The organism is Ralstonia sp. VS2407, from assembly GCF_052950655.1.
Genome location: NZ_JBRFVG010000001.1, coordinates 65,479 through 77,567 on the forward strand (window position 1 = coordinate 65,479; position 12,089 = coordinate 77,567).

At 63.0% G+C, this 12,089-nt stretch carries 13 protein-coding genes; 5 read left to right on the forward strand and 8 right to left on the reverse strand.

Annotation, left to right across the window (positions count from 1 at the left end; all coding sequences use genetic code 11):
• Positions 1-11: 11 nt before the first annotated feature.
• The 7 genes from ACU8YE_RS00315 to ACU8YE_RS00345 form a co-directional block, all read right to left on the reverse strand.
• The gene (locus tag ACU8YE_RS00315) at positions 12-1,052 is read right to left on the reverse strand and encodes an acyltransferase family protein (protein ID WP_414560270.1); all 1,041 of its coding nucleotides are present in this window, start codon (positions 1,050-1,052) and stop codon (positions 12-14) included.
• Positions 1,049-2,386 (reverse strand): glycosyltransferase family 87 protein, encoded by a 1,338-nt coding sequence (locus ACU8YE_RS00320; protein ID WP_446927864.1) that lies wholly within the window; start codon positions 2,384-2,386, stop codon positions 1,049-1,051. Before ACU8YE_RS00320 ends, ACU8YE_RS00315 begins: the two co-directional genes overlap by 4 nt.
• A 46-nt stretch (positions 2,387-2,432) precedes the next feature.
• Positions 2,433-3,812, reverse strand: a complete 1,380-nt coding sequence (locus ACU8YE_RS00325; protein WP_414560271.1) for a sigma-54 dependent transcriptional regulator — start codon at positions 3,810-3,812, stop codon at positions 2,433-2,435.
• A 1,124-nt stretch (positions 3,813-4,936) separates the two neighbouring features.
• Entirely contained in the window at positions 4,937-5,461 is a 525-nt protein-coding gene (locus tag ACU8YE_RS00330) for a TPM domain-containing protein (protein ID WP_232042151.1), read from the reverse strand.
• A 15-nt stretch (positions 5,462-5,476) separates the two neighbouring features.
• Positions 5,477-6,334, reverse strand: coding sequence for a TPM domain-containing protein (locus ACU8YE_RS00335; protein ID WP_446927865.1), 858 nt, complete (start codon positions 6,332-6,334; stop codon positions 5,477-5,479).
• Positions 6,335-6,347: 13 nt separating this feature from the next.
• Positions 6,348-6,974 (reverse strand): LemA family protein, encoded by a 627-nt coding sequence (locus ACU8YE_RS00340; RefSeq protein ID WP_260802917.1) that lies wholly within the window; start codon positions 6,972-6,974, stop codon positions 6,348-6,350.
• 105 nt (positions 6,975-7,079) lie between these two features.
• A complete protein-coding gene (locus tag ACU8YE_RS00345; protein WP_232042154.1) occupies positions 7,080-7,283 on the reverse strand; it encodes a hypothetical protein in 204 nt (67 codons plus the stop codon).
• A gap of 91 nt (positions 7,284-7,374) precedes the next feature.
• Here ACU8YE_RS00345 and dapA point away from each other — a divergent pair, with 91 nt between their 5' ends.
• A complete protein-coding gene (gene dapA / locus ACU8YE_RS00350) occupies positions 7,375-8,283 on the forward strand; it encodes a 4-hydroxy-tetrahydrodipicolinate synthase (protein ID WP_446927866.1) in 909 nt (302 codons plus the stop codon).
• 93 nt (positions 8,284-8,376) lie between these two features.
• Here dapA and hemL read toward each other — a convergent pair whose 3' ends face one another.
• Entirely contained in the window at positions 8,377-9,678 is a 1,302-nt protein-coding gene (gene hemL, locus ACU8YE_RS00355) for a glutamate-1-semialdehyde 2,1-aminomutase (protein WP_446927867.1), read from the reverse strand.
• A gap of 214 nt (positions 9,679-9,892) precedes the next feature.
• On the opposite strand from hemL, the gene ACU8YE_RS00360 reads away from it, so the two are divergent.
• From ACU8YE_RS00360 to ACU8YE_RS00375, 4 genes are all read left to right on the forward strand, one after another.
• Positions 9,893-10,075: a rubredoxin gene (locus tag ACU8YE_RS00360; RefSeq protein ID WP_003261842.1), complete on the forward strand. Its 183-nt coding sequence runs from the start codon at positions 9,893-9,895 to the stop codon at positions 10,073-10,075.
• Between the two features lie 293 nt (positions 10,076-10,368).
• Positions 10,369-10,866, forward strand: coding sequence for a response regulator (locus ACU8YE_RS00365; protein WP_045204650.1), 498 nt, complete (start codon positions 10,369-10,371; stop codon positions 10,864-10,866).
• A 30-nt stretch (positions 10,867-10,896) separates the two neighbouring features.
• Positions 10,897-11,265 carry a response regulator gene (locus tag ACU8YE_RS00370; RefSeq protein ID WP_004629647.1) on the forward strand — a complete coding sequence of 123 codons (369 nt, stop codon included), beginning with the start codon at positions 10,897-10,899 and terminating at the stop codon, positions 11,263-11,265.
• Between the two features lie 76 nt (positions 11,266-11,341).
• The gene (locus ACU8YE_RS00375; RefSeq protein WP_446927868.1) at positions 11,342-11,887 is read left to right on the forward strand and encodes a chemotaxis protein CheW; all 546 of its coding nucleotides are present in this window, start codon (positions 11,342-11,344) and stop codon (positions 11,885-11,887) included.
• The last annotated feature ends 202 nt before the right edge of the window (positions 11,888-12,089 follow it).

Consider the following 12,089-nt stretch of genomic DNA (forward strand, 5'->3'; position numbering starts at 1 on the left):
GCCCCCATGCGTTAGCGTTGCGGCACCTGCGATGACGTTGCACGCGAGAGCATTTGAGACCACGCATTGAACCGGTTACGAAACGGCAGCTCGACGTAGTTGTGCAGCACATGGGCGGCGGCAAACGCCCAGAAGAGAAACAGCGCGTAAGTGACAAGTTGATCCGCGAGCCCGACGTCCGCCGGCATGCTCACGACAAGCGGCAGCATGACGCCATGTGCCAGATACAGCGGATATGACACCTTGCCAAGATACTGCGCCGCTGGCGTTTGGAGGATGTGCGAGACGGGGCCGCGATCACTGATGAGCGCACCGATCAGCGCGCCGAACGTCAATGGCGCGGTCAGTGCAGACCCGGGAAGGGCATCTGCCGAAATGAGCAGGAACAGCGCTGCTGAAAATGCCGTCACCTGAAAGACGGGGCGGCTCGCCCAGGTAATAAGGCGATCTCGGAACTCATAAAGGAGGGCGCCGATGAAGAAGCCTGCAATACACCGCAGCCAGCCGAATTGGTGAACCAACTTACTGAGGCAGCCGCCCTGGAGAAGGCAGGCTCGGTCGATCTCGATCCAGGCGGCCAGCGCCCACGCGGTCAAGCCTAACGCTGCGAATACCACCCTGCGGGTGCGGCCGCGCATCAGGATGCAACCCGCACCGAACACAAAGTAGACGTACATTTCGTCGCTGGCGCTCCAGCTCACGGCGTTGCCGATGCCGGCCTGGAAGACGTTTAGGCCCTGCGACATGGTGGCGAGTGCCAGCGCCTCGCCAAACGCCGGCAGATGGCGGGCCACAATGAGGGCCAGGACCGTGGTTGCGATGTGCGTTGGCCACAGACGGCCAATGCGGCGGATCATGAACGTGCGCAGCGATGCAAGATTCGACAGCTGCGGGCCACACGCGCTGCTGATGACGAAGCCGCTCAAGACAAAGAAGAGGTCCACAGCAAGATAGGCGTTGGCAGAAAGCGGGTGCGGCCATGCGCAGAACATGTGATGCACAACGACAAACAAGGCCGCGATGCCGCGCAGGCCCTCAAAGCTTCTGTTCACGCCGTTGTCCCCTGCGCAGGGTTGGATGCGTGTGCGCCAATCGCGGCTGCGGGTGGTGTTGCAGCGTCAGAGCATTCGCGTCGTGCGATCACGCGTTGTGGTGCCCGCGCCCGCCGCACGATGATGGCGAGCAACGCCACCAGCACGATCGGCGCCCATTGCCCTGTCCGGTGCGAAAGCACGGCGAACAGGCCTTGTGCAGGTACCAGCCAGGCGGCAAGCAGCACCGCATTTTCGAAGCGGTTGCTGCTGTGGCGCACGAAATCGACCGCAAGCCAGGCCATCGGCAAAGCGAGCCAGGCGAGGTCGTAGTAGATGAGATAGGGCTGCACCATCAGCGTTGCAACGGGCAGTGAGGCAGCGCGCAACTCAAAGCGGCAGGCGCTGCGCCATAACCAAACGCAGACGGCAATCACGAGCATCGCCACGCCGGCGTGAGCCGCATATGACACCGTGGTCGAGCACCCGGCAGATCGCAGCGTGCCGAATACCGTCGGCGCGCCATACAGGATCACACCACCATTCTCGACAATGGCGTGGCGGAACATGGCCATGCTTCTTGCGGCGGCTACAAAGGTGGCTGTGCCAAATGCGAGCCAACTCACCGCCAAAGTCAGCACCGAGAAGAACGCTGCCGATGCAAGCGCGCGCCACTGGCGCTCGCAGAGCAGGTATAGCGGGAACAGGATGCCCAGTTGCGGTTTGATGCACAACATGGCGATGCAAGCACCTGCCGCCACCGGAGATCGCCGCAGCAGCACCAGCGCCGCACCCGCTGCCGCTGCGGTGAAGAGCGAATTCTGCCCCGTGACCAGCGTGACCCACACGCCTGGGAACGCAACCGCCGGAATGAGCCAGGGCAGCCGCAGCGAGTCTGGCACCGACCGCAGCGTTTTGTTGAGTATCCCCAGAAAAAGCGCAATGCCGCAGCCTGAGAAAACCACCGTGGCTGCACCAAACGACAACGCGCCAATCGGGTAGATCAGCAGCAGAAACGTTGGAGGATAGGAGAACGGCCCAAAGATGTCGGGCGGCAGGATGGCGGCTTCCGCAGCGCGCAACAACCCCCAGTCATAAGCTGCTGCCGCGCCGTGCGTGATGGCCAGGTTGGCGGCACTCCAGAAGACAGCCAGATCCCACCCCGGCGACGGAATGGTGGTGTTCTGCAGGATGTGGTGGCCCCACCACCACATGCCGAGCAGGAAGTACTCAAGGAAGAGCAGGGCCCCGCCATAAACATACAGCCGGCGGGACCCCTGCCAACTTCCCCCCCTCGCTCCCCTCGACTTCGGCGCTGGTTCAACCCGCGCCGTATCCTGCTGGCTGACTGACATGGTCCGCCCCTATTATTTTTTCTGCCCCCGCCTTTCCCCCTTGCCTTTACCCCTGTACGCACACCATCCCAAGTTCGCCCTTGCGGATCTGCAGTTTGTGCTCGCGCATCATCCGGAACAGCGTGACGCGTGAGATGCCGAGCTCTTCAGCTACGTCGATGAGCCGTTCATGATTGCGTTGCAGGGCTTCTTTTACGGCACAACGTTCGGCTGCTTCCCGGGCCTCAGCCAGGGTAGGCGGGCGCGACGGCTCGACGGGCGGCTGCAGGTCGAGATCGGCCGGCTTGATGATGCCGTCTTCGCACATGGCTGCGGCGTGCCGGATGCGGTTGATCAGCTCCCGCACATTGCCCGGCCATGTGTGCGCGCTGAGGGCGCGCAGCGCCGCTGGTGAAAACCCCTTGATGTGTTCGGGCGAATGGCTGCGCACGCTGTTGAGGATGTGTTCGGCCAGCAGCAGGATGTCGGTGTCGCGCTCGCGCAGTGCGGGTTGCTTGACGCGCAGCACGCACAGGCGGTGATAGAGATCGCCGCGAAAGCGTTCCGCCGCAATGGCTGCTTCCAGGTCGACATGCGTGGCTGAGATGACGCGCACGTCGACGGCAACCGACTCTGTGCCGCCCAGTCGTTCGATGCAGCCGGTTTCCAGAAAGCGCAGCAGGCTGGTCTGGCTTTCTAGCGGCATGTCGCCGATTTCATCCAGGAAGAGGGTGCCCCCGTGCGCCATCTCGATGCGGCCGAGTTTGCGCTTGACCGCGCCAGTGAAGGCACCGCGTTCATAGCCGAACAGCTCGGACATCAGCAGCGTGGGCGGAATCGCCGCGCAGTTGACGGCAATGAATGGCTGGCCGGCGCGCCGCGAGGCACAGTGGATTGCGCGTGCTGCGAGTTCTTTGCCTGTTCCCGATTCACCTGAGATCAGAACTGGGGTATCCCATTTCGAGACTTTCTCGATGCCGCGGAACAGGTTCTGCATGGCGGGACAGTTACCGATCATGCCATCGGGGCGCAGCGCATCGCGTGTGAGCGTTGCCGCCGGGCGCAGGCTTGCCATGCCGACTGCGTGCCCCAGTGCGTGTGCCAATTCGGCGCTGTCGCACGGGATGTTGTAGTAGTCGACAAAGTACAGGCCGAGCAGCTTGCGCATCGGGTCAGACAACATGTCGCCGTTGCCGACCACTCCGATCCAGCCAATGTTCTGCCGAGTAAGCCAGGGTTCCAGTTCTTCCAATTCGGCGTCGGAGTAACCGCAATCCAGATCCAGCAGACCGCCCAGGACGGGCTCATCGCACAGGTTCAGCGCTTCAAGGTCGCGGCGGTTGTTGGCGAAGAGCAGTTGCCAACCCTGTTGAGCCAGGTAGCGGCAACGCGTTGCATCGTGACGCAGTGAAACATAGAGCAATGGGCGGTTGATGTACGCGTTCATGTTTTCCCCCAACGTTTTTCTATGGGGCCGCGCATTGCTGTTGCGGCCACCAATGGACTGCCAAGTCAACCGTCGGACAAGGGCGGAAAGCCGTCCGTCCGCAAATGCAGTCTGGGGGAGGAACCTCTATGCACCATGCGGCTGTCGGCGTGCGGTGCATGCCTGGCAACCTGGCGGTCTCGTTTGTTCGAGACTGGCTTTGACGTCGGTTCGTACCGACGTTACCCCCGGACAACTTCTAATTCGACTTTCACTGCTACGAGTGGACTCCCCTCGCATTGCCCGAGGCCGTTATGAATGGCTGTATCAGGCGTGTTCTCGGGTGCTTGGCCATCTGGTGTGGCCGCTGCACCGCCTTTGTTCTGAGCTTCCCCTCGGAGTGCCGTTGGATTTGCACTCCGTCTTGAATCTGTCCTGCGGTCTCGGCGGCGGCGTTTCACGCTGCTCTGGTTTGATTGCCGAGCCTCCGGATCACTGGTTGGCCTTGCTGGCCCGGACAGTAGAGCGACGACCATGCCACGGCGGATAAACCGTTGAGCCACAACGATTCCAGCGCGAATCAAGGTATTTGCAGTGGCAGGCGCTGGTCGGATGTTTCGTATTGGATACGTGCCGGATACCGGCAGTGGGCACTGAAAATCGCCTCAGATGGAGGTGATTTGTGCGCGATACATCGCGCAAACGGACGCAAAAAGTGACGTTAAATTCCTGTTGCGGTGCAAAGGTTCGGGGGTAACCAGAGGGGCCCCGAATGGTTGCATTCATGAAACATGGGTCGCAAATCTGGCAATGCGGAGCCACCGTAGCAGGTGCCTTCGTATCGCACGACGCACATGTCCGTCGCGGAAAGGTGTAACGGCTTCTCGGCGATGTGGGTGACGGCACCGCAGAACATGAAGCAGACGCCTGAGGTGCAGCGCCCGTCAGGTCATCCTAAAAGATGAGGCGCCTGATTGCCTGGGCGTGTTGCTCATGCGTTCCATCGCGCGTGCGCTTTCGTACCAAAACTGAAACACGTGCGGTGGAGGTGCACGTGCAGTCGGATCTTTGCGAAACAACGCTACGGATGTGGCGGCAGATCCGGCTTGGGACGCTGCTTGGCAGCCTCACTCAACGTAGCGCCGTTACAGTACGACCGGCCGGTCGCTCAGCTCATTGGTGCGCGGCGTGCCATCGGAAGGCACGTGTGTGGCGAGGAGGTCGTTGATCTGCGCCAGCGCATCGAGCACCGGCGTCATGCTCACGCGCTGCGCGAAGCCGCGCGTGATGGTCTCGCAGATGGTGCGCCACGTGTGCGCGTCCACCTTGGCGGCGATCCCGTGGTCGGCCAGGATCTCAACCGCGTGGTCGGCCAGGTTGATGTAGAGCAGCACGCCCACGTGCTCGCGCGTGTTCCACACCTCCAGCAGCCCGAACAGCATCCGTGCCCGGTGACGCGGCGACACACCGGCCCACGCATCGCGCACCGGCAGCGAGCTTTCGATGACGACCCGCACTTCACCGCGATGGCGTTGTTCGCCTTCGCGCACGGCGGCTTCGAGTTTTTGCAGATCCGCCGGCGGAAACGCACGCCTGGCGTGCGACGACGTCGTCAGCAGGTGGGTGATGGCACGGCGAGCGCCGTGGGGGTGTCGGGTCGTGGATGCCATGGATGCGTTCACCGGTTACCAGTTGCCGGAGGCGCCACCGCCACCGAAATCACCACCGCCGCCACCGCCAAAGCCGCCGCCTCCACCGCCACCGAAGTCGCCCCGGTCGCGTCCCCATTCGCCGCCCAGGCCTCCGCCAAGGCCGCCAATCGTGCCCGGGCCCCAGCCGCGGTTGCCCATCATCACGCGCGAGCCCGGCCGCCCGGGCAGGCTGCCGGTCACGCGCCCGCCCGAGCGCATGGCCGCACTCAGCACGAAGAACACGATGATCGCCAGCGGAAACAGCACGGGCAGCCAGTCGCCGAAGCCGCCGCCGGATTGCTGATGCTTTGCCCGCTCAGCCGGCGGCAGGCTCTCTTGCGCAATGACAGTCTGGATGGCCGAGATGCCAGCCGACAGCCCGCCGTAAAAATCGCCCTGGCGGAAGTGCGGCGCCATCACGTCCTGCAGGACACGCTTGGACTGCGCATCCGTCAGCGCCCCTTCCAGCCCGCGCCCGACCTCGATACGCATCTTGCGCAGCGACGCCGGGTTGTCCTTGGCGATGAGGATGATCGCGCCGTCGTCCACGCCCTTGCGGCCGGCCTTCCACGCATCGGCCACACGAATGCCGTACGCCTCGATAGGCTCCGGCGCGGTGGACGGCACCATCAGCACGAAGATCTGGCTGCCGCGTTGCTGTTCGTAGTCGGCCAGCACCTGTTCGAGCGCGCTCTTCTGTTCGGCGCTGAGCGTGCCGGTCAGGTCGGTCACGCGTGCAGCCAGCGGCGGCACGGCCACCATGTCGCTTTGCGCGCGCGCGGGCAGCGCACTGGCCAGCCACAGGGCCGCAGTCAGCAGGAAGGCCAAGCAGGCACGCGCACGCATCGACATGATCGTCAGCTCGTCAGAACTTCACCGCCGGGGCGGTGGAAATACCTTTCTCATTCTCGACCGTGAAGTTCGGCTTGACCTGATAGCCCATCACCTTGGCCGTCAGGTTGGTCGGGAAGCTACGGGCCAGCACGTTGTACTCCTGCACTGATTTGATGTACCGCTGACGCGCTACCGTAATGCGGTTCTCGGTGCCTTCCAGCTGCGATTGCAGATCGCGGAACGACTGGTCAGCCTTGAGCTGCGGATAGTTCTCCGACACCGCCATCAAGCGCGACAGCGCGCTCGAAAGCTCGCCCTGCACCTGCTGGAATTTCTGGAACGCAACCGGATCGTTCAGCACCTCCGGCGTGATCTGGAAACTGGTGGCCGCGGCGCGGGCCTTGGTCACGGCTTCCAGCGTGTCCTTCTCGTGGGAGGCATAGCCCTTGACCGTATTCACCAGGTTCGGAATCAGGTCGGCACGGCGCTGGTATTGGTTGACCACCTCGGCCCAGGCAGCCTTGGTGGCTTCGTCCTTCGCCTGGAAATCGTTATAGCCGCACGCAGACAGGAACGGCGCAGCCAGCACGGCCAGCGACAGTGCCAGCCAGCGCAGCACCGAAAAACGCGTCGAACGGAAGGTCAGGGCAGGGGTCATGAAGTCCTCTAGATCTGAGTCTGAAAAGAATGTGGCATGAGACTGACATCGCCTCATGTCGATTCAGCGCACTTTAGCTTATGCGCTTGACGCTCCAGTCACACATCAGTACGGTATGGGGACTTTTTTGACAATTTCCATGCGCGCGATTTCCCGTTCCTCGTCGATCTGCTCGGCACCGGCATTCAGCCTGTCGGTCGTGTCGACGCTCGCGCGCGCCAAAAAAGCCACCAAACAGCCGCTCGTCTGACCGGAGCGCTGTTCCGTCAGATGAGCGACGGAGCAGCGGTTGACCGATACGTTAGACACGGTTGCCTCACACCCGCATCTCGCGGGGCCGCATTCCCGAAGCGCTCCTGACGGTTCTTGACCGGTCGTTGATTCGTCCAGGAGTGTTGTCGTGCTTGAAAATTCATCCACCAATTTGTCCACCAGCGAACGTCCGTCTTATGCGGGCATCTGGGTGCCCATCGTGACGCCGTTTGCCGATGATGCGGCGCGGTCCGTCGACTACGGCGCGCTGTATACATTAGTGGCGCGGTACCGAGCGTTGGGCGTCGCTGGCTTTGTTCCGTGCAGCAGCACCGGCGAGGCCATTGCGCTGTCCGAGCAGGAGCAGGCCGACGTGCTGGATACGGTACGTGCCGCCGCCGGTGGCCTGCCGGTGATGATGGGCTTGCCCGGCAGCATATTGACGCCGGTGCGCGAGCGCATGCTGCGGCTGGCCGAGCACAGCCCCACAGCGTTCCTGGTGTCGGCGCCTTCCTACATTCGTCCGTCGCAGCGCGGGATCATCGAATACTTCAGCGCATTGGCCGACGCCTCGCCCGTGCCCGTGCTGCTGTATGACATTCCGTATCGCACCGGCGCAAACATCGACACCGAAACGCTGCTTGCGCTGGCGGCGCATCCGAACATCCACGGCATCAAGGATTGTGGTGGCGATGCGGACAAGACGCAGCGCGTGATTGCCGATGGGCGGTTACAGGTGCTGGCCGGGGAGGACGCGCAGGTGTTCGGCACGCTATGCGCGGGCGGCGTCGGGGCGATCATTGCTGCCGCGCATGTCCGCACGGAGCTCTTTGTTGAGATGGCAAGGGCGGTGCAAGAGCAGCGGTTGAATGATGCGCGACGGTTGCATCATGCGCTGGCGCCGGTGATCCGGTTGCTGTTTGCCGAGACGAATCCGGGGCCCTTGAAGGCCTGGCTTGCCGCCGAGGGGCTGATTCGGAATGTGTTGCGGGCGCCGATGATGGCGGCTTCTGAGGGGTTGGGGCGGGAGTTGGGGGAAGTGGTTGGACGGGTTTGATTTTGTTGTTGTTGGTCCATCCCTGTTTCAGCCCCGGCAGGGGGTGAAACAGGGGACGCACCACTAACCCCCATCCCCAAAATACAAAAAAACTCAAACAGCCTTAAACGCCTTCCGAGCTGCCTCAAACGTCGCATCCAAAATCGCATCATCGTGCGTGGAAGACACAAATCCGGCCTCGAACGCTGACGGGGCCAGATACACACCCTGATCCAGCATTGCGTGGAAGAACGCATTGAAGCGCCCAACATCGCTCTTGGTCACTTCAGCAAAGCTCGTCGGCACGCCTTCGAGGAAGTAGATGCCGAACATGCCGCCCACGCTGTCAGCGGCAAAGGGCACACCAGCCTCCCGGGCGATGTCCGCCAGGCCATCGACCAGCTTGCGTGTCTGCGCCGCCAGTCGGTCATGGAACCCCTCCGCAGCGATCAGCCGCAGCGTGGTGAGCCCGGCCGCCACGGCCAGCGGATTTCCCGATAGGGTGCCCGCCTGGTACACGTTGCCCAGCGGTGCCAGGAACCCCATGATGTCTCGGCGGCCGCCAAACGCAGCGGCCGGCATGCCGCCGCCAATCACCTTGCCCAGGCACGTCAGATCCGGCTTGATGCCGTACAGCGCCTGCGCGCAACCGAGCGCCACGCGGAAGCCCGTCATCACCTCGTCAAAGATCAGTACGGCGCCGTGTTCGGTACAAAGGGCGCGCATGGCCTGATGGAATTCGGTGCTGCCACGCACGAGGTTCATGTTGCCGGCCACCGGCTCGACGATCACGGCGGCGATTTCCTTGCCGTGGCGGGCAAAGGCCTCGCGCAGCGCGGTGACGTCGTTATACGGCAGCACCATCGTGTGCTTGACCACGTCTTCCGGCACGCCGGCGGAAGAGGGCGCGTTCTGCGTCGTATCGGCAAACGTCAGCAGGCCCGAGCCGGCCTTGACCAGCAGGCTGTCGGCATGACCGTGGTAGCAGCCTTCGAACTTGACGATCAGGTCACGCCCGGTAAAGCCGCGCGCCAGACGCAGGGCGCTCATGGTGGCTTCGGTGCCCGACGACACGAGCCGCACCTGCTCGATCGACGGCACGAGCTTGCAGATTTCCTCGGCCATGACGACTTCGGCCTCGGTGGGCGCGCCGAACGAGAAGCTGTCGGCCGCCACTTCCTGCACGGCGCGGACGACATCCGGATCCGCGTGTCCAACGATCATCGGGCCCCAGGAGCCCACGTAGTCGATGTAGCGGGTGCCGTCGGCGTCCCACAGGTGCGGGCCAGCTGCCTTGGCAATGAAGCGCGGCGTGCCACCCACCGAGCGGAAGGCGCGTACCGGGGAGTTCACCCCACCTGGGATGGTCTTCTGGGCACGTTCAAACAGGGCAGCGCTGCGGGAGGGTGTCGACATGGATGCGGTTGAGAGCAATAGGCGCCGCGCAGAACGCCGCTGCGGCAAGGTTGAAAGGCACTTTTGAGGCGATTATGTGGTGGTTTGCCGCAGATACGGGTTGAATGCAATCAAACACCGTGTCTGCCCGGCGCGTGTTCTGGCGCACCCGGGCGTGATTCGGTACCATCTGGCCTGCCATTTTAATAGACGGAACCCACCGAAGCTTTGCCCTATGGAACAACAGATTGAATACAAGACGTGGATGTGCCTGATTTGCGGCTGGATCTACGACGAAGAACAAGGCGCCCCGGACGACGGCATTGCGCCCGGCACGAAGTGGGAAGACGTGCCCATCAACTGGACGTGCCCCGAGTGCGGCGCGCGCAAGGAAGACTTCGAAATGGTGCAGATCTGATCCGGATCTGACCTGTCTCCCGTCAGCAAGTGAGCGTTTGCCCTCTTGCTGACAGCCAAGTATCAGGAAGTGACGGTTCGATGAAATGGGCTCGTCGCTTCCATGCCACAAGCGCTCGGCGGACAGCCGACGCCATTGACGGCGAATAGGTGACTTGTCACACTTCGTCAAATTCTGAGCTTCACACTTCATAAGCGGGCCGGGGGGCGTAGTTTTGAAGTCGTCGCCAGCGTGGGCCTTTTCCGTTTGGAGGGCACGCTGCGTGGCGATTTGCCGCGATCCATCCGGTCAGAATGTCGTGGCGACCCGTGGTCGCGCACTGCGAGAACATGATGCAATCCGCGCGGGTGGAACAACTGGCTGACTCCCAACCGCTGGCGAACTCTCCGCTGGCGCATTCCCTGACAGGCTGCAAGGTGCTGGTAATCGACGATTCCAGCACCATTCGCCGTACCGCGCAGATTTTCCTCACCCAAGCCGGGTGCCAGGTCATGCTGGCCGAAGACGGCTTCGACGCACTGGCCAAGGTGGGTGACCTGAAGCCCGATCTCGTGTTCTGCGACATCCTGATGCCGAATCTCGACGGCTACCAGACCTGCTCGCTGATCAAGAAAAGCCCAAAGTTTCATGCCACGCCTGTGATCATGCTGTCTTCGCGCGACGGAATTTTCGACCGTGCGCGGGGCAAGTCGGTCGGGGCGGTGGACCACCTTGCCAAGCCGTTCTCGAAGGAAGCGCTGCTGGAGGCGGTCCAGACGCATTTGCCGGTGGCGCCAGCTGCCGCGCAGTGATGGCATCTCTCTTAACGAAGGACTGTTTGTATGGCAATCAAGAAAGTGTTGGTGGTCGATGATTCTCCGACCGAAGCGCTGCATCTGTCGGAGATCCTCGGCAAGAACGGTTTCAAGGTGACGGTCGCTGCCGATAGCGAGCAGGCCATGACCAAGCTCGAAGCCGAAACGTTCGACCTGATCCTGATGGACGTGGTGATGCCGGGCCAGAACGGCTACCAGGCGACCCGCGCCATCAAGAAGGACGAGCGCTTCCAGGGCATCCCCGTGATCATGTGCACGACCAAGGGCCTGGAGACCGATCGCGTGTGGGGCATGCGTCAGGGCGCATCGGACTACATCGTCAAGCCGGTCAAGGCCGAAGAGCTGCTCGAGAAGATCGCCAAGCTGGCGCAGTGATCCTGCGGCAGTTCGTTTAGAAGCGCGACGTCGAGACCGCGCGCAGCAAAGAACCAGCACCGGACATGAGCCAGACGTGAACGAACAGCGCACCAACCTGACCTCCCGCCAGCGCCTGCACGAATACCAGGCGATGCTGGCCCGCCGCCTGCAAGAGGCGCGCGCCAAGTCGTCGACGGAAGGCTTTCTGGGCGTGCAGATCGGCGAGCACCACTGGCTGCTGTCCCTGACGGAAACCGGCGAGGTGCTGGACTACCAGCCGCCCGCACGCGTGCCGCTCACGCAGCCGTGGTACCTCGGTCTCGTGAATGCGCGCGGCAACCTGCTGGGCGTGATCGATTTCGGCCTGTTCTGCGGTGAAGCGCCGACGGGTAGTGGCGCGGGCGCCAAGATCGTGGTGCTGTCCAAAGACCCGCAGCGGGCGTGCGCAATCGTTGTGCCGCGCGTGGCGGGGCTGCGCAGCCTGAGCGACCTGCAGCCTGCGGAAGCCACCGTGGAAGAGGGGCGTCCTTGGCTGGGCCGTGCCTGGCGCGACGTGCACGGCACGCAGTGGCGTGAACTGGACGTGCGGCAGTTGCTGGCCGATCCGGCGTTCCTGCAGGTTGGCCGCAGCCGCGCATAAAGCGATTGGGGAATCAGGCCGTAGAGCCGTAGAGCAAACAAGAAAAGATTGGGCACGCCGCAACGGGAGCGGGGTGCGCAGGGGCAAGAGGCGGTGCATGGCGCGCGCAACAGGGCGCGCCAGGTGGCCAAGTGTATTCACAGGCACCGCCGAAGGTGCGTACCACGCCGGTTAGAACAAGGCGCGGACGCGGACGGGAAAT